19 protein-coding genes, 2 tRNA genes and 3 rRNA genes are annotated in these 26657 nt (G+C 61.7%); 16 read left to right on the forward strand and 8 right to left on the reverse strand.

Going from position 1 to position 26657, the window contains the following annotated elements; all coding sequences use genetic code 11:
- Positions 1 to 13: 13 nt before the first annotated feature.
- Positions 14 to 997 (forward strand): FecCD family ABC transporter permease, encoded by a 984-nt coding sequence (locus AC0J42_RS04360; RefSeq protein WP_473006811.1) that lies wholly within the window; start codon positions 14 to 16, stop codon positions 995 to 997.
- Complete coding sequence (locus tag AC0J42_RS04365; RefSeq protein WP_473005350.1) at positions 997 to 1764, forward strand: heme ABC transporter ATP-binding protein; 768 nt, start codon at positions 997 to 999, stop codon at positions 1762 to 1764. The genes AC0J42_RS04360 and AC0J42_RS04365 overlap by 1 nt, the downstream gene beginning before the upstream one ends.
- Positions 1765 to 2028: 264 nt before the next feature.
- Here the strand turns inward: AC0J42_RS04365 and AC0J42_RS04370 are convergent, their stop codons facing one another.
- From AC0J42_RS04370 to AC0J42_RS04385, 4 genes are all read right to left on the reverse strand, one after another.
- The gene (locus AC0J42_RS04370; protein ID WP_416422429.1) at positions 2029 to 2820 is read right to left on the reverse strand and encodes a Crp/Fnr family transcriptional regulator; all 792 of its coding nucleotides are present in this window, start codon (positions 2818 to 2820) and stop codon (positions 2029 to 2031) included.
- A gap of 41 nt (positions 2821 to 2861) precedes the next feature.
- Positions 2862 to 3134, reverse strand: a complete 273-nt coding sequence (locus AC0J42_RS04375; RefSeq protein ID WP_416422430.1) for a TfoX/Sxy family protein — start codon at positions 3132 to 3134, stop codon at positions 2862 to 2864.
- Positions 3135 to 3297: 163 nt separating this feature from the next.
- Complete coding sequence (locus AC0J42_RS04380) at positions 3298 to 3639, reverse strand: pentapeptide repeat-containing protein (protein ID WP_416422431.1); 342 nt, start codon at positions 3637 to 3639, stop codon at positions 3298 to 3300.
- Between the two features lie 170 nt (positions 3640 to 3809).
- Positions 3810 to 5366: a bifunctional aminoglycoside phosphotransferase/ATP-binding protein gene (locus AC0J42_RS04385; RefSeq protein ID WP_473005351.1), complete on the reverse strand. Its 1557-nt coding sequence runs from the start codon at positions 5364 to 5366 to the stop codon at positions 3810 to 3812.
- Between the two features lie 140 nt (positions 5367 to 5506).
- On the opposite strand from AC0J42_RS04385, the gene mrcB reads away from it, so the two are divergent.
- Genes mrcB through AC0J42_RS04400 form a run of 3 tightly spaced genes read left to right on the forward strand, consistent with a single transcriptional unit; the run spans position 5507 to position 8934 of the window.
- Positions 5507 to 7825: a penicillin-binding protein 1B gene (gene mrcB / locus AC0J42_RS04390; protein ID WP_416422433.1), complete on the forward strand. Its 2319-nt coding sequence runs from the start codon at positions 5507 to 5509 to the stop codon at positions 7823 to 7825.
- Positions 7826 to 7855: 30 nt separating this feature from the next.
- Positions 7856 to 8602, forward strand: coding sequence for a tetratricopeptide repeat protein (locus AC0J42_RS04395; RefSeq protein WP_416422434.1), 747 nt, complete (start codon positions 7856 to 7858; stop codon positions 8600 to 8602).
- A 2-nt stretch (positions 8603 to 8604) separates the two neighbouring features.
- Positions 8605 to 8934, forward strand: coding sequence for a YqcC family protein (locus AC0J42_RS04400; RefSeq protein ID WP_416422435.1), 330 nt, complete (start codon positions 8605 to 8607; stop codon positions 8932 to 8934).
- A 76-nt stretch (positions 8935 to 9010) separates the two neighbouring features.
- Here AC0J42_RS04400 and AC0J42_RS04405 read toward each other — a convergent pair whose 3' ends face one another.
- Positions 9011 to 9445, reverse strand: a complete 435-nt coding sequence (locus AC0J42_RS04405; RefSeq protein ID WP_416422436.1) for a DUF4124 domain-containing protein — start codon at positions 9443 to 9445, stop codon at positions 9011 to 9013.
- A gap of 401 nt (positions 9446 to 9846) precedes the next feature.
- On the opposite strand from AC0J42_RS04405, the gene AC0J42_RS04410 reads away from it, so the two are divergent.
- The 11 genes from AC0J42_RS04410 (at position 9847) to rrf (ending at position 21649) form a co-directional block, all read left to right on the forward strand.
- Positions 9847 to 11571 (forward strand): acetolactate synthase 3 large subunit, encoded by a 1725-nt coding sequence (locus AC0J42_RS04410; protein ID WP_473005352.1) that lies wholly within the window; start codon positions 9847 to 9849, stop codon positions 11569 to 11571.
- A 2-nt stretch (positions 11572 to 11573) separates the two neighbouring features.
- Positions 11574 to 12065 (forward strand): acetolactate synthase small subunit, encoded by a 492-nt coding sequence (gene ilvN / locus AC0J42_RS04415; RefSeq protein ID WP_416422438.1) that lies wholly within the window; start codon positions 11574 to 11576, stop codon positions 12063 to 12065.
- Positions 12066 to 12150: 85 nt separating this feature from the next.
- Positions 12151 to 13167 carry a ketol-acid reductoisomerase gene (gene ilvC / locus AC0J42_RS04420; protein ID WP_416422439.1) on the forward strand — a complete coding sequence of 339 codons (1017 nt, stop codon included), beginning with the start codon at positions 12151 to 12153 and terminating at the stop codon, positions 13165 to 13167.
- Positions 13168 to 13313: 146 nt separating this feature from the next.
- Entirely contained in the window at positions 13314 to 14168 is an 855-nt protein-coding gene (pssA, locus tag AC0J42_RS04425; RefSeq protein WP_416422440.1) for a CDP-diacylglycerol--serine O-phosphatidyltransferase, read from the forward strand.
- A 50-nt stretch (positions 14169 to 14218) separates the two neighbouring features.
- Complete coding sequence (gene msrP / locus AC0J42_RS04430) at positions 14219 to 15232, forward strand: protein-methionine-sulfoxide reductase catalytic subunit MsrP (RefSeq protein ID WP_473005353.1); 1014 nt, start codon at positions 14219 to 14221, stop codon at positions 15230 to 15232.
- Positions 15232 to 15828: a protein-methionine-sulfoxide reductase heme-binding subunit MsrQ gene (gene msrQ, locus AC0J42_RS04435; protein WP_473005354.1), complete on the forward strand. Its 597-nt coding sequence runs from the start codon at positions 15232 to 15234 to the stop codon at positions 15826 to 15828. The genes msrP and msrQ overlap by 1 nt, the downstream gene beginning before the upstream one ends.
- A gap of 671 nt (positions 15829 to 16499) precedes the next feature.
- Positions 16500 to 18036, forward strand: a 16S ribosomal RNA gene (locus AC0J42_RS04440).
- An 84-nt stretch (positions 18037 to 18120) separates the two neighbouring features.
- Positions 18121 to 18197, forward strand: a tRNA-Ile gene (locus AC0J42_RS04445).
- A gap of 10 nt (positions 18198 to 18207) precedes the next feature.
- A tRNA-Ala gene (locus tag AC0J42_RS04450) sits at positions 18208 to 18283 on the forward strand.
- A 215-nt stretch (positions 18284 to 18498) separates the two neighbouring features.
- Positions 18499 to 21391, forward strand: a 23S ribosomal RNA gene (locus tag AC0J42_RS04455).
- Positions 21392 to 21533: 142 nt separating this feature from the next.
- A 5S ribosomal RNA gene (gene rrf / locus AC0J42_RS04460) occupies positions 21534 to 21649 on the forward strand.
- Together the 16S, 23S and 5S rRNA genes with 2 tRNA genes alongside form the textbook arrangement of a ribosomal RNA operon.
- 194 nt (positions 21650 to 21843) lie before the next feature.
- On the opposite strand, the gene mksF is transcribed toward rrf, so the two are convergent.
- Genes mksF through mksB form a run of 3 tightly spaced genes read right to left on the reverse strand, consistent with a single transcriptional unit; the run spans position 21844 to position 26622 of the window.
- A complete protein-coding gene (gene mksF / locus AC0J42_RS04465) occupies positions 21844 to 24678 on the reverse strand; it encodes an Mks condensin complex protein MksF (RefSeq protein ID WP_473005355.1) in 2835 nt (944 codons plus the stop codon).
- Positions 24675 to 25343: an Mks condensin complex protein MksE gene (gene mksE / locus AC0J42_RS04470; protein ID WP_416422444.1), complete on the reverse strand. Its 669-nt coding sequence runs from the start codon at positions 25341 to 25343 to the stop codon at positions 24675 to 24677. The genes mksF and mksE overlap by 4 nt, the downstream gene beginning before the upstream one ends.
- The gene (mksB, locus tag AC0J42_RS04475; protein ID WP_416422445.1) at positions 25333 to 26622 is read right to left on the reverse strand and encodes an Mks condensin complex protein MksB; all 1290 of its coding nucleotides are present in this window, start codon (positions 26620 to 26622) and stop codon (positions 25333 to 25335) included. The genes mksE and mksB overlap by 11 nt, the downstream gene beginning before the upstream one ends.
- Positions 26623 to 26657: the final 35 nt, after the last annotated feature.

The raw sequence follows: 26657 nt of genomic DNA on the forward strand, positions 1-26657 counted from the left end.
CGGGCTGTTGTGCCTGCTGGCCTGCTGGCTGTCCCTGGCCCTGGGCCCGGTGAGCCTGCCGCTGCTCGACACCTTGAAGGCCGGCCTGCGCCTGGCGGGGTTGCCGGTGAACGGCCAGGGCCTGGAGCAGGCCGAGATGATCGTCGGCCAGATCCGCCTGCCGCGCACCCTGCTGGGCCTGGCCGTGGGCGCGGTGCTGGCGTTGTCGGGCGTGGCCATGCAGGGGCTGTTTCGCAACCCGCTGGCCGACCCGGGGCTGGTGGGCGTCTCCAGCGGCGCTGCGCTGGGCGCAGCCATCGCGATTGTCGGCGGCAGCTGGTTCGGCGGCCTGCCGCCCATGCTGGAGCCTTACCTGCTGTCGATCTGCGCCTTCCTTGGCGGCCTGGGCGTGACCGCGCTGGTGTACCGCCTGGGGCGCAAGGATGGCCAGACCAGCGTGGCGGTGATGCTGCTGGCGGGCGTGGCGCTGACGGCGCTGGCCGGCTCGGCGGTGGGGTTGTTCACCTACCTGGCCGATGACAGCACCCTGCGCACCCTGACGTTCTGGAACCTGGGCAGCCTCAATGGCGCCAGCTACCAGCGGTTGTGGCCGCTGGTGGTGATCGCCGCCGGCGTGTCGTTGTGGCTGCCGCGCCGGGCACGGGCGCTGAACGCGTTGCTGCTGGGCGAGTCCGAGGCGCGGCACCTGGGCATCGAGGTGGAACGCCTCAAGCGTGAACTGGTGTTCTGCACCGCGCTGGGCGTGGGCGCGGCCGTGGCGGCGGCAGGGCTGATCGGCTTCATCGGCCTGGTGGTGCCGCACCTGGTGCGCCAGGTGGCCGGGCCGGATCATCGGGTGCTGCTGCCGGCGTCGCTGCTGGCGGGCGCCAGCCTGCTGCTGTTCGCCGACCTGATCGCGCGCATGGCCCTGGCCCCGGCCGAGCTGCCCATCGGCATTGTCACGGCGTTCCTCGGCGCGCCGTTTTTCCTTTATCTGCTGGTGCGGGGGCGTCCCTGATGTTACGTGTGGCCAACCTGCAAGTTCGACGCGGCCAGCAGGCGGTGATCGACGACATCAACCTGCAACTGCAGCCCGGCGAGGTGCTGGGCGTGCTGGGCCCCAATGGCGCCGGCAAGAGCACCTTGCTGGGCGCCCTGTGCGGTGAACTGGCGCCCAGCCAGGGCGACGTATGGCTGGACGGGCGCTTGCTGGCCGATTGGCATGGCCCCGAACGGGCCCGGCGCCTGGCGGTGCTGCCGCAGGTCTCGACCCTGGGCTTCGCCTTCCGGGTGGAGGAGGTGGTGGGCATGGGCCGGCTGCCCCACGACAGCGGCCTGGCCCGCGACAGCGAGATCATTGCCGCTGCCCTGCACGCCGCCGATGCCGAGCACTTGCGCGGGCGCAGCTACCTGGCGCTGTCCGGCGGCGAGCGCCAGCGCGTGCACCTGGCGCGGGTGCTGGCGCAGCTGTGGCCGGGCGAGCCGGGCACCACCCTGCTGTTGGACGAACCCACCTCGGCGCTGGACCCGCTGCACCAGCACACCACTTTGCAGGCGGTGCGCGCGTTTGCCGACCGCGGCGCGGCGGTGTTGGTGATCCTCCATGACCTGAACCTGGCGGCGCGGTACTGCGACCGCATTCTGTTGCTGCAACAGGGGCGGGCCCATGCGCTGGGCACGCCACGGCAGGTGTTGCAGCCTGGGGCGCTGAAGGCAGTGTTCGGGTTGGAGGTGTTGGTGCAGGAGCACCCGGAGCGGGGGCATCCGTTGATCATTGCGCGGTGATTGGCGGGCTGGCTTTTGTGGGAGCTGGCTTGCCAGCGAGCTGTTGGGGCCTTAAAAGCTCGCTGGCAAGCCAGCTCCCACAGCACAAATCCCAGGCAAAAAAAGACCCGGCAAAAAGCCGGGTCAAATAACCGTGATTAGCCTGATGAGGAGATAATCTGAGAGTCCGAACCAAGGTCTTTCAAATCATCACTGGCCTCGCGACCAGATGTGATAATCATAACAATTCTCATTTAGAAGTCAACAGGCCCTGCGAACAATTTTTCACGGGCTGTCGATCAGCCGCGTCACCTGCCGGTTCAAGGCCTCGATGCGCCGCGCCATGCTTTCGATCAGGCTGTGGGCGATGCGCGGGTTGGTCTGGGTGAGGTTGAGGAACTGGTCCTTGGGAATGATCATCAGCGTGCTGGGCACGGCGGCGATCACCGTGGCGCTGCGTTTCTCGTGGGTGAAGATGGCCATGGCACCGAAGATCTCGTCCTTGGGCACGTCGCCCACCTTGTGGCCGTCCACATAGGCCTCGGCGTGGCCGTCGATGATAACGAAGACGTGGTCGGCCTCGTCGCCCTGGTTGATCAGCACCTCGCCGGCGGGCACGTGCTTGAAGCCGTTGCTGGCGCGGTACTCGGGTTGCTTGAGACGGGTGATGGCGTCGCACAGCAGGGTGGTCTGGCCGGTCAGGTACTCGATCAGCAGTTCCTGGGTCTCGGGCGTGGCGTTGATGTGCGCCAGCACTTCGCTGCGCAGGTAGGGCACCAGGCGCAAGGTGCCTTCGGTGCTGTACTCATAGGCCAGGTCGTCGCGGTTCTGGTATAGGCCCAGCAGGTCACCGTCCTGCAGGTAGAACAGCGGGCGCTGGTTGATGCGCGCTTGCAGCAGGCCGCTGTCGATCAGGTACAGCTGGCTGTCGTCCATCAAGGGGGCCAGGTCGGCTCCGGGTTCCAGCTCCAGCGCCGGGCCTTGCGGCGCCACCCCCAGCAGCAGTCGCGCGGCGATGCCTTGCAGGCGGTTTACCCACGCATCGGCGTATGCCGGCTGCTCTCCAAATAGATACATGCGCGCTTTCCTTGACTGGCGAGCCTGACGCGCGGCCGCGGTCAGTTCTTGCGACGAGACGATAGCGCGTCGAGTTCCTGATTCAAAGCCTCTTTGCGTTCGGCGGGCAGGTCGTTCCAGTGCACGTCCAGCAGTGCGCCCTCGATGGCGTACAGCAGCACTTTCGAGGCGCGGAAGCCGCGGGTCTTGACCGCCCGGTATGCGTCCACCGCCCCCAGGCGACGCAGGTCCGAGGCGCTGTGGATGCCTACGGCGTGCAGCCACTGCGCCGAGGTCTTGCCCAGGTTTTTCAAATGTTGAAGTTCATCGTTCATCAAGCCTCCTTGCGACGGCTGAACTTGATCGAGGCGCATTTGCTGGCCGCTCTGCCAAGGGAGTGTAGCGGCACTTTGGAAATGCGCTCAGGCGCCGCTTTTCCGCGGATATCAGCGGCTTGCAAGCGCAGGGGCAGGGGCGCGTCCTGCGCCGGATGGGCGGTCAGCGGGTGCGGTAACGCAGGCGAGTGCCGAAATTCACCGACATCAGGATCTCGTCGGCCGACAGTTCCGCCGGGAAGTAGGCCCCGGAGATTTGCGCGTGGGCCAGGCTGGCGCCTTCCATGCAGGTGTCGCGCAGGTCCAGGCCGCGCAGGTCGGCGGTGCGGAAGTAGGCGTCGGTGAAGTCGATGTCGTGGGTGTCGAGCTCGCGCAGGTCGAGGCCGCGGAAGTCGCCGCCACGGAAGTCCACCCGGTCGGCGGGGCGCTGTTCATTGAAGCCGCGAACGTTTTCGTGGTGCACGAGGGCATAGAGGTGCGAGTCGAGCTGCTTGGGCTGGCCCATGGCGTCTTCCTGTTGGAATTATTGACGCCATTATAATGCCACTATTCTTGAGTCGTGAGTGTCGACTGCTTCACGGCTGGAGAAAATAACGTGGCGCCGGACGCGGCCTTCGGCCACTGCTACAGACCCCTGTAGCAGCGGCCGAAGGCCGCGTCACGGCGACGGCGCAATTACAGCCCCGGCAAACGCTGGCGAATCTGTTCGACCAGCTTGTCCAGGCTGTCGCCCTCGTTGGTTTCCACGCGCTTGCTCAGCACCAGTTCCTCGGCGGTCAGCGGCTCGCGGCTGGCCTGCTGGGCGTGCAGCACCTGCAGGGTGGCGTCCGACGGGTCGTTCTGCTCGGCCTGGCGCTGGGCCAGCCACGCTTCGATCACCGGCATCGGGGCGTTGCAGTCGAGGATCAGGAACGGCACGCCGGTGGTCTCGGCGACCTGGGCCGCCAGCTGGCGCTGGGCCTGCTTGAGGTAGGTGGCGTCGATCACGGCCGGGAAGCCGGCGCGCAGGATGCTGTCGGCCAGGCTGTGCAGGCGCTGGTAGGTGGCCACGCTGGCGTCTTCACTATAGATGCCGGTCTGCAGCTGGTTGTCGCCCTGCTGCTCGCCGAACAGGCGCTTGCGCTCCACGTCCGACCGCAGGCGGATGGCGCCCAGCGCTTCGACCATGCGCATGGCCACGTGGCTCTTGCCCACGGCGGAGACGCCGCTGGTGATGGCCAGGAAGCGCGACGGGATGGCGCTGTAGCTTTCCGCCAGGTTGGCGTACTTGCGGTATTGCTTGAAGGTGGTGGCGCGTTGCACCGCGTCCGATTCCGGGGTCAGGCCGAACAGTGCGACCTTGGCGCGCACCAGGGCGCGGTAGGCCTTGTAGAAGTTCAGCAGTTCCAGGCCACGGTAGTCGCCGGTCAGCTCCAGGTACTGGCTGATGAAACGCCGGGCCAGGCACTTCAGGCCACGGTCTTCCAGGTCCATGGCCAGGAAGCCGATGTCGGCGTAGACGTCGGTGAAGCGGAACGGTTCGTTGAACTCGATGCAGTCGAAGATCACCACCTTGCCGTCGATCAGGGTGGCGTTGCCCAGGTGGATGTCACCGTGGCATTCGCGGATGAAGCCTTCGGCCTTGCGTTCCAGCAGCAGCGGCTGCAGGCGCGCGAAGCTGGCCTGGGCCCAGGCTTGCAGGGCTTCCAGTTGCTGCAGGTCGGCGGCGTCCTTCAGGAACGGGCGGATCTGCTCGAAGTTCTGCTCCACCGGGGCCATCACCGCGGCAGGGGTGCCGGCCTCGTGCGCGGCGGGCACCACCGGGGCGGCCTGGTGGAAGTCAGCGATCTGGCTGGCCATGGAGTCGATGTGCGCGGTGGTCAGCTCGCCGTTGGCCTGCAGGGTGCTGAGCAGGTCGCTTTGCGGGAACTGACGCATCTGCAGGGCGTACTCGATGGCCGGGCCTTCGCCGCCCAGCACTGGGGCTTCGGCGCTGCCGGTGATTGGCAGCACCTGCAGGTACAGGCCGTCGGTCAGGCGCTGGTTCAGGCGCAGCTCTTCCTGGCAGAAGTGCTCGCGCGAGGCCAGGGTGGAGAAGTCGAGGAAACCGAAGTTCATCGGCTTCTTGACCTTATAGACGTAGGGACCGGTCAGCACCACCCAGGAGATGTGCGTCTCGATGACCTGGAAGGCCTCGACCGGATGGGGGTAAAGGGCCGGGTTCTGCAGGGCGGCGATAAGGGCTTGGCTCACGGGCGGTCCTTCAACTGTCAAAGAATTCGAGGCGGGCATTATGGCCGGTGCCGGGGGCTGTGCAAACCTTTCATGGACGCTGGTCGTCGTTCACCGGGGACGCCTGCCCAGCCGGGATAAAGTGCGTATAATCCGCCGCCATGACTCGATCCCGATCCCCCCGCACCCCTAAAAAACCTGTCAAGCGCGGCCTTCCGGCCTGGCTCGGCTGGACTCTGAAGCTGGGCCTGGTAGGCCTGGTCATCCTGATAGGCTTTGCTGTCTACCTGGATGCCATCGTGCAGGAGAAATTCTCCGGCAAGCGCTGGACCATCCCGGCCAAGGTCTACGCCCGGCCGCTGGAGCTGTTCGTCGGGCAGAAACTGGCCGAGGCCGACTTCCTCACCGAGCTCGATGCCCTGGGCTACCGTCGCACCACCGTGCTGGACGGACCGGGCACCGCCGTGGTCAAGGGCACCACGGTGAACCTCAACACCCGCGGCTTCCAGTTCTATGAAGGCCTGGAGAAGGCCCAGCCGGTGCAGGTGCGCTTCAACGGCGACTACGTGGCCGAGCTGAGCAGCAGCACCAACCCCAAGCTGCCGGTGGTACGCCTGGAACCGCTGCTGATCGGCGGCCTGTACCCCAAGAACCTCGAAGATCGCATCCTGATCAAGCTCGACCAGGTGCCGCCGTACCTGCTCGACACCCTGGTGACCGTGGAAGACCGCGACTTCTATCACCACTTCGGTGTGTCGCCCAAGTCCATCGCCCGCGCCATCTGGGTCAACACCTCCGCCGGGCAGATGCGCCAGGGCGGCAGTACTCTGACCCAGCAGCTGGTGAAGAACTTCTACCTCACCAACGAACGCAGCCTGAGCCGCAAGCTCACCGAAGCGATGATGGCGGTGCTGCTGGAGATCCACTACAGCAAGCAGGAGATCCTCGAGGCGTACCTCAATGAGGTGTTCATCGGCCAGGACGGCCAGCGTGCGGTACACGGCTTCGGCCTGGCCAGCCAGTTCTTCTTCAGCCAGCCGCTGTCGGAGCTCAAGCTGCACCAGGTGGCGTTGCTGGTGGGCATGGTCAAGGGGCCGTCCTACTACAACCCGCGCCGTTACCCGGACCGCGCGCTGGAGCGCCGCAACCTGGTGCTGGACCTGCTGGCCCAGCAGGGCGTGGCGACCCAGGCGCAGGTGGACGCGGCGAAGAAGATGCCGTTGGGCGTGAGCAAGCAGGGCAGCCTGGCGGACAGCTCGTTCCCCGGCTTCCTGGACCTGGTCAAGCGCCAGTTGCGTGAAGACTACCGCGACGAAGACTTGACCGAGGAAGGCCTGCGCATCTTCACCAGCTTCGACCCGATCCTGCAGCAGAAGGCCGAGGCCTCGGTGACCGACACCTTCAAGCGCCTGGGCAACCGCAAGGGCGTGGACGACGTGGAAGCCGCCATGGTGGTCACCAACCCCGAGAGCGGCGAAGTGCAGGCCCTGGTGGGCAGTCGCGCGCCGGGCTTTGCTGGCTTCAACCGCGCGCTGGACGCGGTGCGGCCGATCGGCTCGCTGGTCAAGCCGTCCATCTACCTGACCGCCCTGGAAAAGCCCAGCCAGTACACCCTCACCAGTTGGGTGAAGGATGAGCCGTTCGAGGTCAAGGGCGCCGATGGGCAGATCTGGCGGCCGAAGAACTACGAAGGCAACTCCAACGGCACCATCTTCCTGTACCAGGGCCTGGCGCATTCGTTGAACCTGTCCACGGCGCGCCTGGGCCTGGACCTGGGCGTGCCCAACGTGTTCAAGACCATTTCGCGCCTGGGCGTGGACGTGGACTGGCCGACCTACCCGTCGATGCTGCTGGGGGCCGGTGGCATGTCGCCGATCCAGGTGGCCACCATGTACCAGACCATCGCCAATGGTGGCTTCAACACGCCGATGCGCGGCATTCGCAGCGTGCTGACGTCTGACGGCCAGCCGCTCAAGCGTTACCCGTTCCAGGTGCAGCAGCGTTTCGACCCGGGCTCCATCTACCTGATCCAGAACGCCATGCAGCGCGTGATGCGCGAAGGTACCGGCCGTTCGGTGTACAACGTGCTGCCAAGTTCGCTGAACCTGGCGGGCAAGACCGGCACCAGCAACGACTCGCGTGACAGCTGGTTCGCCGGCTTCAGCCAGGACGTGCTGGCGGTGGTGTGGATCGGCCGCGACGACAACGGCAAGACCCCGTTCACCGGTGCCACCGGCGCCCTGCAGGTGTGGACCAGCTTCATGAAGAAGGCTGACCCGCTGCCGCTGGACACGCCGATGCCGGACAACGTGGTGCAGGCCTGGATCGACCCGCACACCGGCCAGGGCTCCGACGCCAACTGCCCGGGTGCGGTGCAGATGCCGTATATTCGTGGTAGCGAACCCGCTGCAGGCCCTGCCTGTGGCAGCCAGGCCCCGGCCGATTCCGTGATGGATTGGGTCAAGGGCTGGTTGAACTAAATTGACGTTGCCAGGCAAAGAGGAATCGAAGTGAACAAGTGGTGGTTTCCTGCTGTAACGGCACTGGCGCTGCTCAACGGTTGCGCCAGCGTGCCCCAAGGGTCGATTCCGGTGGTGGACTCCGGCACCGCCGTGTCCAACAGCGAGCGCGTGTCGGCCAACCGTGGCTATGCCGCGGTGCAGCGCCAGGCGCCGCAGGCGGTGTCGGAAGATTCCGGCGTGGTGGTAATGCCCCAGGGCAGCTCCGCGCCCATGACCTTCGCCGCGCCGCAAAGCGCGCCGATCAGCACCGGGCCGATCACCCCGGGCGCCTACACGCCGCCGCCAGCCGCGGCGCAGCAGCCGTATAACAGCGCGCCGGTCACCAGCAACTACAGCATGCCGTCGACCAGCAACGCGCCTACTGGTATCCCCAGCAACACCCGCAGCAGTGGCGGCCTGTCTGCCGACGAGCAGCTTGATGGCCCGGTGCTGGCGCTGCTGACCACCGCCCAGCAGCAACAGGGCGGCGGCGACCTCAACGGCGCCTCGTCGAGCCTGGAGCGTGCCCAGCGCATTGCCCCGCGCGAGCCGCAGGTGCTGTACCGCCTGGCCCAAGTACGCCTGTCCCAGGGTGACGCGCCCCAGGCCGAGCAGCTGGCCCGCCGCGCCTTGACCTACGCCAATGGCCGCCCCGACCTGCAGGCCAGCCTGTGGAACACCATTGCCCAGGCTCGCGAGAAGCAGGGTGACAGCGCCGGCGCCGCCCAGGCCCGACAGAAAGCTTCCGGAGGTTGATGATGGACGCACGTTTTCCGCAGATCGCCGACCATCTGCTGCTGATCGAACGCGAACTGCGGGTGCAGGGCTGGTGGAGCGAGGCTGAACCCAGCGCCGAGCAGCTGGCCAGCCAGGAGCCGTTCAGCGTCGATACGCTGGACTTTTCCCAGTGGCTGCAGTGGATCTTCCTGCCGCGCATGAAGCAGATCCTCGAGCACGACCTGCCGCTGCCCAACGCCTCGGGCATCCTGGCCATGGCCGAGATGGTCTACGCCGACCAGGCCGAAAAAAGCCGCGGCATCCGCGTGCTGCTGCACCAGTTCGACGAACTGATCACCCAGCACAGCTGACCCCGTAGCAGCGGCCGCAGGCCGCGTCTTGGGCACCTTGGTGTGCCCTGACGCGGCCTGTGGCCGCTGCTACGGGTTATTGGCAGTTTTCCTCGATCTGCTTCTGCGTCAGCGCAATCTTCGCCTGGCGCTCTTCCTCCGTCAGCTTGCGCAACTCGCCGCCCATTTCCTGGCGCACCCGCGGGTTGTTCTGCAGCTGCGCCAAATTGTTGCGGCTGGTGTCGCAAAACTTCGCTATCTGCTCTTCCTGGTCCACCACCTGCTGCTGCACCTGCTGGTTGATGGTGCGCTGGGCGGCTTTGCCCTGGGCAGCATCCGGCGCTTTTACCGGGGCAGGGGGCGGCGCCACCACCGGCTTGGCGGTGTCCACCTCGGTACTGTTCTGGCCCGCGGGCGGCTGGGCGTCGAAGTGGGTGACGCCCTGGCTGTCGACCCATTTGTAGATCTGCGCGGCGTGGCCGAACGGGCTTGCCAACAGCAGCGCAATTGCAGGGATGAGGATCGCTCGCATGCTAATTCCTTGACCATTAACGCAATCATGAAACTACCTGAGACGCTTCTGAGCAAATGTTTTCTGCATCTGGTGAAAAAATTGGCACGCATTAAATTGCAACAGATAGCTTGACTTGCGCCTCGCGAATCACAACAATCGGAAGTCCGCTGTAGAGGGACTGCCAGAAGCAGACCTTCCCAGCAGATCATGAGGCGCACACCCGCGCCGACCCGCAACACCCGCAACGCGTTACCTCGCGCTGGGTGGGAAACCCCCGCAACACTTTGGGGAAGTCCCAATACTTGCTCAGTCAGTGCTGACGTACGTCGGCGACCACCGTCGCTCATGCTCTGCTGGCAGTAAACCTATTAAGACCCGTTCCCATGGAGCGGTATTCTGGCGTTTTAGAGGTGAACAACGTGGAGCTTTTATCTGGCGCTGAGATGGTCGTCCGCTTTTTGCGTGACGAAGGCGTTAAGCACATCTACGGGTACCCTGGTGGTGCTCTCCTGCATGTATACGATGCCCTGTTCAAAGAACCGGAAGTGGAACACATCCTGGTTCGTCACGAGCAGGCCGCGACCCATATGGCTGACGGCTACGCCCGTGCCACCGGCAAGGCCGGCGTGGTACTGGTGACCTCCGGCCCGGGCGCGACCAATGCCATCACCGGTATCGCCACCGCCTACATGGACTCGATCCCCATGGTGGTGCTGTCCGGCCAGGTTGCTTCCACCCTGGTGGGTACCGACGCGTTCCAGGAAACCGACATGATCGGTATTTCCCGGCCTATCGTGAAGCACAGCTTCATGATCAAGCACGCGTCCGAAATCCCCGAAGTCATGAAAAAAGCCTTCTACCTGGCGCAGTCCGGTCGTCCGGGGCCTGTCGTTGTCGACATCCCGAAAGACATGACCAACCCGGCGGAAAAGTTCGAATACGTCTACCCGAAAAAGGCCAAGCTGCGTTCCTACAGCCCGGCTGTCCGTGGCCACTCTGGCCAGATCCGCAAGGCCGTGGAAATGCTCCTGGCCGCCAAGCGTCCGGTGATGTACGCCGGTGGTGGCGTGATCCTGGGCGGTGGCTCGGCGCAACTGACCGAGCTGGCGCAGCTGCTGAACCTGCCGGTGACCAACACCCTGATGGGCCTTGGCGCCTACCCGGGCATGGACCGTCAGTTCGTCGGCATGCTGGGCATGCACGGCAGCTACACCGCCAACCTGGCCATGCACCACGCCGACGTGATCCTGGCAGTGGGCGCGCGTTTCGATGACCGTGTGATCAACGGCGCGAGCAAATTCTGCCCGAACGCCAAGATCATCCACATCGACATCGACCCGGCGTCCATCTCCAAGACCATCAAGGCCGACGTGCCAATCGTTGGTCCAGTGGACAGCGTGCTGACCGAGATGGTCGCCACCCTGAAGGAAATCGGCGAAACCCCGAACAAGGAATCGGTGGCCAGCTGGTGGAAGCAGGTTGACGAGTGGCGCGGCGACAAAGGCCTGTTCCCCTACAACAAGGGCGACGGCAGCCTGATCAAGCCACAGACCGTGATCGAGACCCTGTGCGAAGTGACCGGCGGCGACGCCTACGTCAGCTCGGACGTGGGCCAGCACCAGATGTTCGCGGCGCAGTACTACAAGTTCAACAAGCCGAACCGCTGGATCAACTCCGGTGGCCTGGGCACCATGGGCTTCGGCCTGCCTGCCGCCATGGGCGTGCAGATGAGCTTCCCCGATGCGCACGTGGCCTGCGTGACCGGTGAAGGCAGCATCCAGATGAACATCCAGGAGCTGTCCACCTGCCTGCAGTACGACCTGCCGGTGAAGATCATCCTGCTGAACAACGGCGTGCTGGGCATGGTTCGCCAGTGGCAGGACATGAGCTACGGTGGCCGTCACTCGCACTCGTACGTGGAATCGCTGCCTGATTTCGTCAAGCTGGTCGAGGCCTACGGCCACGTCGGCATGCGCATCACCGATCTGAAAGATCTGAAGCCGATGATGGAAAAAGCCTTCGCCATGAAGGACCGCCTGGTGTTCCTGGACATCCAGGTCGACGTCACCGAGCACGTCTACCCGATGCAGATCAAAGACGGTTCGATGCGCGATATGTGGCTGAGCAAGACGGAGCGTACCTAATCATGCGGCACATTATTTCCCTGCTGTTGGAAAACGAACCGGGTGCGCTGTCGCGTGTGGTCGGGCTGTTCTCGCAACGCAACTACAACATCGAAAGCCTGACCGTGGCGCCCACCGAAGACCCGACCCTGTCGCGCCTGACGTTGACCACTGTCGGCCACGATGAAGTGATCGAGCAGATCACCAAGAACCTCAACAAACTGATCGAAGTGGTCAAGCTGGTCGACCTGTCGGAAAGCGCGCACATCGAACGTGAGTTGATGCTGGTCAAGGTCAAGGCTACCGGCGCCCAGCGCGCCGAGATCAAGCGCACCACGGACATCTTCCGCGGGCAGATCGTTGATGTAACCAGCAGTGTCTACACCGTACAACTGGCCGGGACCAGCGATAAGCTCGACAGCTTCATCCAGGCCATCGGCACCGCCTCGATCCTGGAGACCGTGCGTAGCGGCGTCACCGGCATCGCACGTGGCGATAAAGTGCTGAGCATCTGAACAAGGCAGTAAAGGTGGCGGGACAGCCCGCCACCCTCAACCAAATTAGCGTATGGCCACCGGCCAAGATAACAGGGGTAATTTCATGAAAGTTTTCTACGACAAAGACTGCGACCTGTCCATCATCCAGGGCAAGAAAGTTGCCATCATCGGTTACGGCTCCCAGGGCCACGCTCAAGCGTGCAACCTGAAAGACTCCGGTGTTGACGTCACTGTCGGTCTGCGCAAAGGCTCGGCCACTGTTGCCAAGGCTGAAGCCCACGGTCTGAAAGTTGCCGACGTGGCTACTGCCGTCGCCGCTGCCGACCTGGTCATGATCCTGACCCCGGACGAATTCCAGGGCGCCCTGTACAAGAACGAAATCGAGCCGAACATCAAGCAAGGCGCTACCCTGGCCTTCTCCCACGGCTTCTCGATCCACTACAACCAGGTTGTGCCACGCGCTGACCTGGACGTGATCATGATCGCGCCAAAGGCCCCGGGCCACACCGTACGTTCCGAGTTCGTCAAGGGCGGCGGTATCCCTGACCTGATCGCTATCTACCAGGACGCTTCGGGCAACGCCAAGAACGTCGCCCTGTCGTACGCTTCGGGCGTCGGCGGCGGCCGCACCGGCATCATCGAAACCACCTTCAAGGACGAGACCGAAACCGACCTGTTCGGCGAACAAGCCGTACTGTGCGGTGGTACCGTCGAGCTGGTGAAAGCCGGTTTCGAAACCCTGGTTGAAGCGGGCTACGCGCCAGAAATGGCCTACTTCGAGTGCCTGCACGAACTGAAGCTGATCGTTGACCTCATGTACGAAGGCGGTATCGCCAACATGAACTACTCGATCTCCAACAACGCCGAATACGGCGAGTACGTGACCGGCCCTGAAGTCATCAACGCCGAATCCCGCCAGGCCATGCGCAACGCCCTGAAGCGCATCCAGGACGGCGAATACGCCAAGATGTTCATCAGCGAAGGCGCTACCAACTACCCTTCGATGACCGCCAAGCGTCGCAACAACGCCGCCCACGGCATCGAAGTCATCGGCGAGCAACTGCGCTCGATGATGCCTTGGATCTCGGCGAACAAAATCGTCGACAAAACCAAGAACTGATACAAGTTCGTGGCGATGAAAACGCGGCTTCGGCCGCGTTTTTTCGTTATGGTGGTCAGGTTCTGGTATAAAGCTGCAACGTTTGCGGTCGAACCCTGGTCGCAGACGTCTGTCGAAACTTTCCACACCGTTGCAAGGTACTGTCCATGAGCGAACGTCCCGAAGAGCCGCACACGGCCTCTGACGCCGAAAGCCTGCTGCCGATCGATGAACATGTCGAAGAAGGGCATGACGCAGAAGGGCGTAAAGTCCGGCACCGCGGCATCTATCTGCTGCCCAACCTGTTTACCACGGCAAACCTGTTTGCCGGGTTCTACTCGATCATCAATTCCATCAGCGCGCAAAGTGCACTGAGCGCCGGCAATTCCGCCGATGCCGCGAAGTACTTCTCCTTTGCCGCCATTGCCATTTTCGTCGCCATGGTCCTCGATGGCCTGGACGGCCGCGTGGCACGCATGACCAACACCCAGAGCGCGTTCGGTGCCGAGTACGACTCGCTGTCGGACATGGTCGCCTTCGGCCTGGCGCCGGCGTTGCTGGCCTTTGGCTGGGCGCTGGGCGACATGGGCAAGGTCGGCTGGATGGTCGCCTTCATCTATGTAGCCGGTGCCGCGCTGCGCCTGGCGCGCTTCAACACCCAGGTCGGCAAGGCTGACAAACGCTACTTCATCGGCCTGGCCAGCCCGGCTGCAGCCGGCGTCGTGGCCGGTACCGTGTGGGCGTTCAGCGACTACGGCATCCAGGGCTCCAAGCTGTCGTTCCTGGTGGCGCTGCTGGTAGCGGCCGCAGGCATGCTGATGGTCAGCAACATCAAGTACAACAGCTTCAAGGAGCTGGACCTCAAGGGCCGCGTGCCGTTCGTGGCTATCCTGGCCGTGGTGCTGGTGTTCGCCGTGGTGTTCAGCGACCCGCCGCGCATCCTGCTGCTGATCTTCCTCTGCTACGCAGCGTCCGGCCCGATTCAATATCTGTTACGCAAGAGTCGGCACAAGCCGGCCTGATCGCGGCATACTCCGTAGCCTGTCGCTAACGACCAGGTTACGGAGTCGCCATGCTGATCAAGTTCCCCAAAGCCTCGGACTGCCAAGAGTCCGAGGTCACGCCTGCCTCGATCTACTTCTCCCGTCGCGCCCTGCTGGGCGGTTCCATGGCTGCATTGGCGGCTGCGGGCTTGCCGCGCCTGGCCGCTGCTGCCGAGCCCTCGCGTTACGCCGGCGCCGATGCCGGTGGTGCACCTGCCTGGTTCAAGGACAAGCTCGCCGCCACCCAGTGGCAGGCCATGACCGTGGCGGGGGAGGCCATCACGCCTTTCAAGGACGCCAGCAGCTACAACAACTACTACGAGTTCGGTGCCGACAAGGGCGACCCGGCGGCCAATGCCGGCGGTATGAAGACCGAACCGTGGACGGTGGTCGTCGATGGCGAGGTGGGCAAGCCGGGGCGCTACGCCCTGGAAGACTTCATCAAGCCGTACCAGCTGCAGGAGCGCATCTATCGCATGCGCTGCGTGGAGGCCTGGTCCATGGTCATTCCCTGGCTGGGTTTCCCGCTGGCCGACCTGCTCAAGCAGGTGCAGCCCACCTCCAAGGCCAAGTACATCCGATTCGAGACCCTGCAAGACCCCAAGGTCATGCCCGGCATGCGCTCGGACTTCGCCCTGATCCAGTGGCCTTATATAGAAGGGCTGCGGCTGGACGAGGCGATGAACCCGCTGACCCTGCTGGCGGTGGGCATGTACGGCCAGCAACTGCCCAACCAGAACGGCGCGCCGCTGCGCCTGGTAGTGCCGTGGAAGTACGGCTTCAAGGGGGTGAAGTCCATCGTGCGCATCAGCCTGGTGGAAGAGCAGCCGCAAACCACCTGGCAGAACATCGCGCCGGACGAGTACGGCTTCTTCGCCAACGTAAACCCCACGGTCGACCACCCACGCTGGACCCAGGCGCGCGAGCGCCGCCTGCCCAGCGGGCTGTTCAGCCCGAACGTGCGCGATACCCTGATGTTCAATGGCTATGGGGAGGAGGTGGCTTCTCTTTATAGTGGTATGGATCTGCGGAAGAACTATTGATGCGTTATCTGTGGTGGCGGTTGAGTGTGTTTCTGCTGGCTGGCGTGTGGCCGTTCTGGTGGGTGTACCAGGCGTGGATCTTTGCCCTGGGCCCAGACCCGGGCAAAGTGCTGGTGGATCGCCTGGGGTTGGGTACCCTGGTGCTGTTGATGGTGACCCTGGCCATGACCCCGCTGCAGAAGCTGACGGGGTGGCCGGGCTGGATCAGCGTGCGGCGGCAGCTGGGGTTGTGGTGCTTCGCCTACGTGGTAATGCACCTGGCAGCCTACCTGTTCTTTGTGCTTGGTCTGGACTGGGGGCAACTTGGCGTGGAGTTGCGCAAACGGCCATACATCATCGTCGGCGCATTGGGGTTTGTTTGCCTGCTGCTGATGGCCGTCACCTCCAACCGCTTCAGCCAGCGCCGCCTGGGCCGGCGTTGGAAGCTATTGCACCGGCTGGCTTATATAGTGCTGGGTTTGGGGCTGCTGCATTTCCTGTGGGTGGTGCGCGCGGATCTGAAGGAGTGGGCGGTGTATGCGGTGGTGGGGGCGTTGTTGCTAACGCTACGGGTGCCCGCACTGGCCTCCCGCATCCCGCGCCTCAGCCGCCGCTAATCCCCCGCCAACGCCTCTCTATAGCGGGGCACGTTGCAACAAATGTAGCACCGGCCGTTAGGCCGGGTCGCGCCGCGCGGGCGGCGCTCGATGTCATGACGCCTGAACCTCTCCCGACATGCGCCTGGTGGCCGTAACGCGGTCGCCTGCCGGAAGCTTTTGACTTTAAAGACAATTTGCCGAAATTAACCCTTGACCTCCCCTCGAATCTCTCTATAATTCGCCCCACTTCCGGCGCAACCGAAACGGAAAACTCCTTGAAACTCAACGAGTTAACCGAAGTAAGCAGCTCCGAAGGGTTTCGATCTTAACGTCGAAAGCGGTGAAAAAGGCAGTTGACAGCAACGCAAGTTGCTGTAGAATTCGCCTCCCGCTAACGAGAGATCGAAGCGAGCCAAGTGGTTGAAGTTGTTAGAGATTCTCTGAAAAACTTCAAAATAAACGCTTGACAGGCTCTGAGGAAAGCGTAGAATGCGCGCCTCGGTTGAGACGAAAGAATCAACCAACCGCTCTTTAACAATTGAATCAAGCAATTCGTGTGGGTGCTTGTGACTCAGACTGATAGTCAAAAAGATTATCGGCATCATAAGTTACTCCACGAGAAATCATGGTTTAACCAACGATTGCTGAGCCAAGTTTATAGGGTTTTCTCAAAACCCGATTGCAGTATTGAACTGAAGAGTTTGATCATGGCTCAGATTGAACGCTGGCGGCAGGCCTAACACATGCAAGTCGAGCGGATGAGAAGAGCTTGCTCTTCGATTCAGCGGCGGACGGGTGAGTAATGCCTAGGAATCTGCCTGGTAGTGGGGGACAACGTTTCGAAAGGAACGCTAATACCGCATACGTCCTACGGGAGAAAGCAGGGGACCTTCGGGCCTTGCGCTATCAGATGAGCCTAGGTCGGATTAGCTAGTTGGTGAGGTAATGGCTCACCAAGGCGACGATCCGTAACTGGTCTGAGAGGATGATCAGTCACACTGGAACTGAGACACGGTCCAGACTCCTACGGGAGGCAGCAGTGGGGAATATTGGACAATGGGCGAAAGCCTGATCCAGCCATGCCGCGTGTGTGAAGAAGGTCTTCGGATTGTAAAGCACTTTAAGGTGGGAGGAAGGGCAGTAAGCTAATACCTTGCTGTTTTGACGTTACCGCCAGAATAAGCACCGGCTAACTCTGTGCCAGCAGCCGCGGTAATACAGAGGGTGCAAGCGTTAATCGGAATTACTGGGCGTAAAGCGCGCGTAGGTGGTTTGTTAAGTTGGATGTGAAATCCCCGGGCTCAACCTGGGAACTGCATCCAAAACTGGCAAGCTAGAGTATGGTAGAGGGTAGTGGAATTTCCTGTGTAGCGGTGAAATGCGTAGATATAGGAAGGAACACCAGTGGCGAAGGCGACTACCTGGACTGATACTGACACTGAGGTGCGAAAGCGTGGGGAGCAAACAGGATTAGATACCCTGGTAGTCCACGCCGTAAACGATGTCAACTAGCCGTTGGGGACCTTGAGTCTTTAGTGGCGCAGCTAACGCATTAAGTTGACCGCCTGGGGAGTACGGCCGCAAGGTTAAAACTCAAATGAATTGACGGGGGCCCGCACAAGCGGTGGAGCATGTGGTTTAATTCGAAGCAACGCGAAGAACCTTACCAGGCCTTGACATCCAATGAACTTTCCAGAGATGGATTGGTGCCTTCGGGAACATTGAGACAGGTGCTGCATGGCTGTCGTCAGCTCGTGTCGTGAGATGTTGGGTTAAGTCCCGTAACGAGCGCAACCCTTGTCCTTAGTTACCAGCACGTTATGGTGGGCACTCTAAGGAGACTGCCGGTGACAAACCGGAGGAAGGTGGGGATGACGTCAAGTCATCATGGCCCTTACGGCCTGGGCTACACACGTGCTACAATGGTCGGTACAGAGGGTTGCCAAGCCGCGAGGTGGAGCTAATCTCACAAAACCGATCGTAGTCCGGATCGCAGTCTGCAACTCGACTGCGTGAAGTCGGAATCGCTAGTAATCGCGAATCAGAATGTCGCGGTGAATACGTTCCCGGGCCTTGTACACACCGCCCGTCACACCATGGGAGTGGGTTGCACCAGAAGTAGCTAGTCTAACCTTCGGGGGGACGGTTACCACGGTGTGATTCATGACTGGGGTGAAGTCGTAACAAGGTAGCCGTAGGGGAACCTGCGGCTGGATCACCTCCTTAATCGACGACATCAGCTGTATCATGAGCTCCCACACGAATTGCTTGATTCATTGAAGAAGACGATATCGGTAACAGCTCTTAACTGGGTCTGTAGCTCAGTTGGTTAGAGCGCACCCCTGATAAGGGTGAGGTCGGCAGTTCGAATCTGCCCAGACCCACCAGTTTCTTGTTGGGGCCATAGCTCAGCTGGGAGAGCGCCTGCCTTGCACGCAGGAGGTCAGCGGTTCGATCCCGCTTGGCTCCACCACCTACCGACAAAGCTTAGAAATGAGCATTCGCATCGAATGTTGATTTCTGAACTTTATCAGAATCGTTCTTTAAAAATTTGGGTATGTGATAGAAAGATAGACTGAACGTTACTTTCACTGGTAACGGATCAGGCTAAGGTAAAATTTGTGATTGTATTGCAAATTTTCGGCGAATGTCGTCTTCACAGTATAACCAGATTGCTTGGGGTTATATGGTCAAGTGAAGAAGCGCATACGGTGGATGCCTTGGCAGTCAGAGGCGATGAAAGACGTGGTAGCCTGCGAAAAGCTTCGGGGAGTCGGCAAACAGACTGTGATCCGGAGATGTCTGAATGGGGGAACCCAGCCATCATAAGATGGTTATCTTGTACTGAATACATAGGTGCAAGAGGCGAACCAGGGGAACTGAAACATCTAAGTACCCTGAGGAAAAGAAATCAACCGAGATTCCCTTAGTAGTGGCGAGCGAACGGGGACCAGCCCTTAAGTGGCTTTGAGATTAGCGGAACGCTCTGGAAAGTGCGGCCATAGTGGGTGATAGCCCTGTACGCGAAAATCTCTTGGTCATGAAATCGAGTAGGACGGAGCACGAGAAACTTTGTCTGAATATGGGGGGACCATCCTCCAAGGCTAAATACTACTGACTGACCGATAGTGAACTAGTACCGTGAGGGAAAGGCGAAAAGAACCCCGGAGAGGGGAGTGAAATAGATCCTGAAACCGTATGCGTACAAGCAGTGGGAGCAGACTTGTTCTGTGACTGCGTACCTTTTGTATAATGGGTCAGCGACTTATATTCAGTGGCGAGCTTAACCGAATAGGGGAGGCGTAGCGAAAGCGAGTCTTAATAGGGCGTTTAGTCGCTGGGTATAGACCCGAAACCGGGCGATCTATCCATGGGCAGGTTGAAGGTTAGGTAACACTGACTGGAGGACCGAACCGACTACCGTTGAAAAGTTAGCGGATGACCTGTGGATCGGAGTGAAAGGCTAATCAAGCTCGGAGATAGCTGGTTCTCCTCGAAAGCTATTTAGGTAGCGCCTCATGTATCACTGTAGGGGGTAGAGCACTGTTTCGGCTAGGGGGTCATCCCGACTTACCAAACCGATGCAAACTCCGAATACCTACAAGTGCCGAGCATGGGAGACACACGGCGGGTGCTAACGTCCGTCGTGAAAAGGGAAACAACCCAGACCGTCAGCTAAGGTCCCAAAGTCATGGTTAAGTGGGAAACGATGTGGGAAGGCTTAGACAGCTAGGAGGTTGGCTTAGAAGCAGCCACCCTTTAAAGAAAGCGTAATAGCTCACTAGTCGAGTCGGCCTGCGCGGAAGATGTAACGGGGCTCAAACCATGCACCGAAGCTACGGGTATCACCCTTTGGGTGATGCGGTAGAGGAGCGTTCTGTAAGCCTGTGAAGGTGAGTTGAGAAGCTTGCTGGAGGTATCAGAAGTGCGAATGCTGACATGAGTAACGACAATGGGTGTGAAAAACACCCACGCCGAAAGACCAAGGTTTCCTGCGCAACGTTAATCGACGCAGGGTTAGTCGGTCCCTAAGGCGAGGCTGAAAAGCGTAGTCGATGGAAAACAGGTTAATATTCCTGTACTTCCGGTTATTGCGATGGAGGGACGGAGAAGGCTAGGCCAGCTTGGCGTTGGTTGTCCAAGTTTAAGGTGGTAGGCTGGAATCTTAGGTAAATCCGGGATTCTAAGGCCGAGAGCTGATGACGAGTTGCCTTTAGGCGACGAAGTGGTTGATGCCATGCTTCCAAGAAAAGCTTCTAAGCTTCAGATAACCGGGAACCGTACCCCAAACCGACACAGGTGGTTGGGTAGAGAATACCAAGGCGCTTGAGAGAACTCGGGTGAAGGAACTAGGCAAAATGGCACCGTAACTTCGGGAGAAGGTGCGCCGGTGAGGGTGAAGGACTTGCTCCGTAAGCCCATGCCGGTCGAAGATACCAGGCCGCTGCGACTGTTTATTAAAAACACAGCACTCTGCAAACACGAAAGTGGACGTATAGGGTGTGACGCCTGCCCGGTGCCGGAAGGTTAATTGATGGGGTTAGCTAACGCGAAGCTCTTGATCGAAGCCCCGGTAAACGGCGGCCGTAACTATAACGGTCCTAAGGTAGCGAAATTCCTTGTCGGGTAAGTTCCGACCTGCACGAATGGCGTAACGATGGCGGCGCTGTCTCCACCCGAGACTCAGTGAAATTGAAATCGCTGTGAAGATGCAGTGTATCCGCGGCTAGACGGAAAGACCCCGTGAACCTTTACTATAGCTTTGCACTGGACTTTGAATTTGCTTGTGTAGGATAGGTGGGAGGCTTTGAAGCGTGGACGCCAGTTCGCGTGGAGCCATCCTTGAAATACCACCCTGGCAACTTTGAGGTTCTAACTCAGGTCCGTTATCCGGATCGAGGACAGTGTATGGTGGGTAGTTTGACTGGGGCGGTCTCCTCCTAAAGAGTAACGGAGGAGTACGAAGGTGCGCTCAGACCGGTCGGAAATCGGTCGTAGAGTATAAAGGCAAAAGCGCGCTTGACTGCGAGACAGACACGTCGAGCAGGTACGAAAGTAGGTCTTAGTGATCCGGTGGTTCTGTATGGAAGGGCCATCGCTCAACGGATAAAAGGTACTCCGGGGATAACAGGCTGATACCGCCCAAGAGTTCATATCGACGGCGGTGTTTGGCACCTCGATGTCGGCTCATCACATCCTGGGGCTGAAGCCGGTCCCAAGGGTATGGCTGTTCGCCATTTAAAGTGGTACGCGAGCTGGGTTTAGAACGTCGTGAGACAGTTCGGTCCCTATCTGCCGTGGACGTTTGAGATTTGAGAGGGGCTGCTCCTAGTACGAGAGGACCGGAGTGGACGAACCTCTGGTGTTCCGGTTGTCACGCCAGTGGCATTGCCGGGTAGCTATGTTCGGAAAAGATAACCGCTGAAAGCATCTAAGCGGGAAACTTGCCTCAAGATGAGATCTCACTGGAACCTTGAGTTCCCTAAAGGGCCGTCGAAGACTACGACGTTGATAGGTTGGGTGTGTAAGCGCTGTGAGGCGTTGAGCTAACCAATACTAATTGCCCGTGAGGCTTGACCATATAACACCCAAGCAATTTGCGTCGAACGACCAGATTGCGGTGTTGTGAAGATGATACGAACCGAAAGTTTGCATTTCACAAATACCATCACATACCCGATTCGCTGGAGTGCCTCCCAAAGGGCATCCTGGCTACAGAATTTCTTGACGACCATAGAGCATTGGAACCACCTGATCCCATCCCGAACTCAGCAGTGAAACGATGCATCGCCGATGGTAGTGTGGGGTTTCCCCATGTGAGAGTAGGTCATCGTCAAGATTAAATTCCGAAACCCCCATCTGCGCAGGCAGGTGGGGGTTTTGTCTTTTCGGCGCCCGAAAATCCCACGAACGCCTCTCGTAGCAGCGGCCACAGGCCGCGTCCGAAGCCCCCACGTAAAGATCGGGCCCCCCTCAAAGGCACAAAAAAACCACCCAAGAGGGTGGTTTTTTTGTCATGCCATCATGCTCACATCAGGCCGAAACCTCTTCAGCCTCATCATCCACGACCACCGCCTTCACCGCATCGTGACGACGGATGTACTTCCAGTCCGACTCATCGATGTAGATGCCGTTAGGCCCGCTACCGCCTTCCAGGTCGATGGCCACGTGGGCCGACACCTGCGGCTTCACGCTGGCCAGGATAGGCACGAAGCCCAGCTGCTGGCTGGTTTCCAGCAGCGCCGACTGGTTGCGTTCGTCGATGTCCGCCGCCTCGTCCAGGTAGTACGGCAGGCGAATGCGGCCAGCCAGGTCGCGGTCCATCAAGTGCAGCAACAGGTACATGTTGGTCAGCGCCTTGATGGTCATGGTGGTGCCGTTGGACGCCGCGCCGTCGATATCGGTGTGTATCACCGGCTGGCCGTGCACCTTGGTGATCTCGAAGGCCAGTTCGAACAGGTCCTTGAGGCCCAGCTGGTTGTGGTTGGCGGCCACCAGGCGGGCCAGGTATTCCTTGGCCTCTTCGTTCTTGTTGTCCTGCTCGGCACTCTGGCTGAGGTCGAACACCGACAACGTCTCGCCTTCTTCGTACTGGCCGGCGCTGTGGATAATCTGGTCGATGTGCTTGAGCGCTTCCTTGTTGGGGGCCAACACGATGCGGAAGCTCTGCAGGTTCGACACCTGGCGCTTGTTGATCTCGCGGTTGAACAGTGCCAGTTGGTGCTCGAGGCTGTCGTAGTCGCTGCGGATATTGCGCAGGGTACGGGCAATGTCGGTAACGGCTGCGCGGCGGGCCTTGGCCAGGGTCAGCGCTTCTTCGCTGCGGTGGTCGTAGGCGTTGATCAGCAGTTGCAGGCGGCGCTCCATGTCGTCTTCGCTGTCGAACTTGGCCACGCCCTTCAGGCGCACCTGCGCGTACAACGCCTCGATCTGACCGTCGACGCGCTGCAGGCCTTGCCAGCTGTCCTGATAGTCGTTGAGCAGCGGCAGCAGGTTGTCCATGGAGTCATCCACGGCTTCCATGAACGGCGTGCCGAACGGCAGGTCGGCAGGCAGCAGCTGGCGGCGGCGCAGGGCGTCGTCCAGGGTGCGCTGCTTGGCTTCCATGTCGGCGATCTGCCGGCCCACCAGTTGCAGCTTGGCCGACAGCTGTTGGACGCGCTCGGTGAAGGCGTCGCTCGAACGCTTCAGCTCGTCCTGGGCGGCTTCCATCTGCGCCAGCTGTTCCAGCTTGTCGCCTTCCTCGGCGCCCAGGGTCTGGGCGCGGCGGAAGTCTTCCAGGGCTTTCTGGGCATCCAGCACCTGTTGGTACAGGGCCTCGGTCTGCTCCTTGCTGGCCGCGCGGTCGGAGGCCACGGCCTGCTGGGTCTTGAGCTGCTTGAGTTCTTTCTCCAGGCGCTCCTTCTGCTCGCGCAGGGCGGCGCGGTCGGCCAGCGCCTGCAGGGCAGGGGGCTCGATGTGCGACAGGTCGATGGAAATGCCCGGCACTTCGAAACGCTCGCCCTTGAAGCTGTCGAGGATGGCTTCCAGGGATTTCACCCAGGCGTCGCTGTCATCCAGGGCAATGCCCTGCTCGCCCAGCGGCAGGCTGAACAGCGCGCTGTTGAACAGCCGCATCAGGCGTTCCACGTCCTGCTGCGAGAACTCTTCACGCAGGCGGGCGTAGCTGTTGTTGTCGGCATGGTCCAGCTGCTGACGCACCGACTTCAGGCGTTTTTCCAGGTCGCGCAGGCGCTCTTCCAGGTCTTCGGCGCTGAACTGACGGGACTGCGCCAGGGCACCGGCGAGCTCGTCGTGGGCGTCCTTGGCGGCCAGCAGTTGCTGCTCCAGCACCTTTACGTCGTCCACCAGGGCAAAGCGGTGCTTGAGCACCGACAGCTCGCCCAGCCAGCGCTGCACGCCGGTGATCTCGCGCTCCAGGCGCATCAGCTCCTGGGTGCCGCCGCGCTGGTTGTTCTGCAGCGAGTCCTGTTCCTTGCGGTAGTGCTCGGCCTGGATGACCAGCTCTTCCTTGCGCGCGCCGGAGTAGTCCTGCCAGGTGCCCAGCAGCGAATCCAGCACCGGCGAGATGCGGTGCAGCTTGCCGCGCAGGATGTCGCGCTGCCGCACGCCGTTGGCCAGGGCCTCGACCAGCGGGCCGGCGGACACCAGCGAGTTGTAGTCCTGCTCCATGCGGCGTACATCGCGGAAGGCTTCTTCGCACGCGGCGATGTAGTCGACGCTGCCCGAACGCAGGCTGTGCTCGAAGGCATCGAGGAACAGCTGCTTGAGCTTGGCCGCGGTGATCTCGCGCATGTGCAGCAGGTTGATGAACAGCGCGCGGAAGGTCTTCAGGCTCTGCTCGCTGGTGGAACGCAGCGGAATCAGGGTCAGGTCCAGCGGCACCGAGGTGTGGCCGCCCACCAGCAAGCGCCGCAGTTCGTCAGGCTTGAGCTCGTAGGCTTTCAGGCCGTTGCGCTCCAGGTTGCTGAACAGCTCTTTCTGGCGCAGGCAGGTGTCGTTCTTCTGGTAGTGGGCCAGGTCCAGCTCGCCCTTGTAGGCAAAGAACTGGTGGCCGAAGCCGCCACCCGGGCCGCGGCCGACCACGCCAATCACGTGGGGGCCGTGGGGCAGCGACACTTCGCAGAGGATGTAGCTGGTGTCACTGGCAAAGTAGAAGCGCCGCGACTGCTCCAGGCTGTACTTGCCGAAGCTCATGTCCGACATGCGCGCCAGAATCGGGAACTGCAGCGCGTTGATCGAGGCCGACTTGCCCAGGTTGTTGGCACCGTACACCGACAGCGGGTTTTCCAGCGGGAACAGGCCCAGGCTGTAGCCGGCGGTGTTCAGCAGGGCGAAGCGGCGGATGCCGTAGCGTTCCTGGCTCATGCGTCGATCTCCTGTTCTTCGGCGATGGCGCGTGCCAGCGCATCTTCTTCCGACTCTTCGTCGTCGATGACAATGATGTCGTCGTCATCCACCAGCACTGGGGTCGGCAACGGCAGGTCGCTGTGCAGGCTGGCCGCCAGGTTGCGGTCCTGCTGCACCGACAGGCACACGTCGAGGAAGCGGTGCATCGGCGGCAGGAAACGGTACACGCCGTTCTCCTCGCCGGCGAAGCCCAGCTGGGTCATGCGCCGCATGATTTTCTCTTCCAGCTCTTCCGGGGTCTGCACCTCGGCCTGCAGGAACAGGTCACGGTATTTTTCCAGCAGCGAAGGCAGCTCGTCGCGGCCGATGCTGCCGCCGTCGAGCACGGCCATGGGGTCGCGCCCCTGGTCGGCCAGGTGTTCTACCAAAATGAAGGTGAACAGCGACAGGCGCTGGGCGGTCTTGTTGACCTGCGCGGCCGCCTGCTCGGGCACGAAGTAATAGAAGCCGCGGGTGTCGCACACCAGGTCGAAGCCCAGGGCGCGGAACAGGCCGCGGTACTGGTCCTGCAGGTTGGACAGCTGCGCGTACAGCTCCGGGTCCCGGCGGCTGATGTGGAAGCCCTTGTACAGCTCGCGAAAGATCGGCGCCAGCTGGGACATTTCGGACAGATCAAGATTCATGTGCAGTGCTCGCAGAGGGTTCCAGCGGGGCCGGCAACGGCGTGTCGGCGCTGGAAAGCAGGGCGAAGGAGCGCAGGCTGACGCGGTGCTCCAGGGTGTGGTATTCGCGGCGCTCCAGGCGCTCGCGGGCAAAGCGCTTGTCCCGCGACAGGCGCGAGAACCAATACAGCAGCTCGTCGGTGGCGCCTTCGGGTTCCTGTTCCAGCAGCCACACCATCAGGTCGGGCAGCGGCAGGGCGTCCTCGCAACGGTCGAGCATCTCCTTGACCGTGCGCGGCGCCTTGGGCGCCTCGCCGTCGCGCACCTTGTGCGCCTTGGGGAACTGCGCCGGCTTGGCCTCGAAGCGCGCCAGGGCGTACACGTAGGCTTCCACCTGGCTGGCACTGCCAAGGAAGGTGCTCTGCGGCCGGGTGAACATTGGCATGGCCGCCTGGGGCACGGCGTCCAGGCCCTTGCGGCGAATGGCCGACAGGGCCAGGGCCGCGCCGCGGGTCACGGCGTTGTGCCGGCGCGCTTCTTCACGCAGCGGCAGCAGCAGCTCGCGGGCGTGACGCAGGGTCAGCTGGGCGCGGGTCTGCATTTCCAGGATGCGCGCGTGGGTGCGCAGCAACATGTCGTCGTCCACCAGGTGGCCCAGGCGCTGCTGCTCGGTGAGCATGCGCAGCAGCACGTTCTCCACCTTGCGCACGCCCTGCTCGAACGCGCCGTCGGCGTTCACCAGCTGGATCATCGGCTCCACGTACTCGTCCCAGGTGGCCAGCACCTCGGCGTAGCGCTGGCGCAGCGGGATCTGCCGGTCGCTGGTCTTGGCGCGCTCGGCCACGGCCACCAGGGCCTGCTCGTCGTTGTCGAGCTTCTTCAGCACGTCGCGGATACGCATGTCCAGCAGGCGCAGCTGGCGGGCCAGGTCGTTGCCATCGCGAATGTCGAAGGCGTCCTGGATATGCCCGGCCAGACGCTCCAGGTGGCGCAGGTAGGCCTCGATCTCCAGGCACAGGCCCAGCCGGTGCTCACGGCGCAGGTAGGCGAGGAAGTCGTGGATCTGGGCATTGAGCTCGAAACGGTTCGGGCTCTTGGCCACGGGCACCAGGATGTCCAGGCGGATCCACACGTCCAGCACCGCGGTAATGTCCTGCGGCGTGGCGTCCAGTTGCTGGGCGGCGACCTGCTGGCGAAGTTCGCTCAGGCTCAGCGTGCCCTGGTCAAAATGGGCGCACAGCGGTTCCAGCAAGGCCCAGTGTTCGGCGAGTGCGCGCAAGACGCGCTTGGGTTCGATCATTGGATGGCCGACTCGTTGCCAAATAAAAGCGCCGA

It is taken from the genome of Pseudomonas sp. Tav-5-1A (genome assembly GCF_055755055.1).

What these genes read in the sequence shown, in the direction of transcription:
- msrQ (WP_473005354.1), top strand. Translation starts at nt 15,232, where the DNA reads ATGCGTTATCTGTGGTGGCGGTTGAGTGTGTTTCTGCTGGCTGGCGTG.
- mksF (WP_473005355.1), bottom strand. Translation starts at nt 24,678, where the DNA reads ATGAGCCAGGAACGCTACGGCATCCGCCGCTTCGCCCTGCTGAACACC.
- AC0J42_RS04380 (WP_416422431.1), bottom strand. Translation starts at nt 3,639, where the DNA reads ATGGGCCAGCCCAAGCAGCTCGACTCGCACCTCTATGCCCTCGTGCAC.
- mrcB (WP_416422433.1), top strand. Translation starts at nt 5,507, where the DNA reads ATGACTCGATCCCGATCCCCCCGCACCCCTAAAAAACCTGTCAAGCGC.
- mksE (WP_416422444.1), bottom strand. Translation starts at nt 25,343, where the DNA reads ATGAATCTTGATCTGTCCGAAATGTCCCAGCTGGCGCCGATCTTTCGC.
- ilvN (WP_416422438.1), top strand. Translation starts at nt 11,574, where the DNA reads ATGCGGCACATTATTTCCCTGCTGTTGGAAAACGAACCGGGTGCGCTG.
- AC0J42_RS04400 (WP_416422435.1), top strand. Translation starts at nt 8,605, where the DNA reads ATGGACGCACGTTTTCCGCAGATCGCCGACCATCTGCTGCTGATCGAA.
- AC0J42_RS04405 (WP_416422436.1), bottom strand. Translation starts at nt 9,445, where the DNA reads ATGCGAGCGATCCTCATCCCTGCAATTGCGCTGCTGTTGGCAAGCCCG.
- msrP (WP_473005353.1), top strand. Translation starts at nt 14,219, where the DNA reads ATGCTGATCAAGTTCCCCAAAGCCTCGGACTGCCAAGAGTCCGAGGTC.
- pssA (WP_416422440.1), top strand. Translation starts at nt 13,314, where the DNA reads ATGAGCGAACGTCCCGAAGAGCCGCACACGGCCTCTGACGCCGAAAGC.
- AC0J42_RS04365 (WP_473005350.1), top strand. Translation starts at nt 997, where the DNA reads ATGTTACGTGTGGCCAACCTGCAAGTTCGACGCGGCCAGCAGGCGGTG.
- AC0J42_RS04375 (WP_416422430.1), bottom strand. Translation starts at nt 3,134, where the DNA reads ATGAACGATGAACTTCAACATTTGAAAAACCTGGGCAAGACCTCGGCG.
- AC0J42_RS04370 (WP_416422429.1), bottom strand. Translation starts at nt 2,820, where the DNA reads ATGTATCTATTTGGAGAGCAGCCGGCATACGCCGATGCGTGGGTAAAC.
- ilvC (WP_416422439.1), top strand. Translation starts at nt 12,151, where the DNA reads ATGAAAGTTTTCTACGACAAAGACTGCGACCTGTCCATCATCCAGGGC.
- mksB (WP_416422445.1), bottom strand. Translation starts at nt 26,622, where the DNA reads ATGATCGAACCCAAGCGCGTCTTGCGCGCACTCGCCGAACACTGGGCC.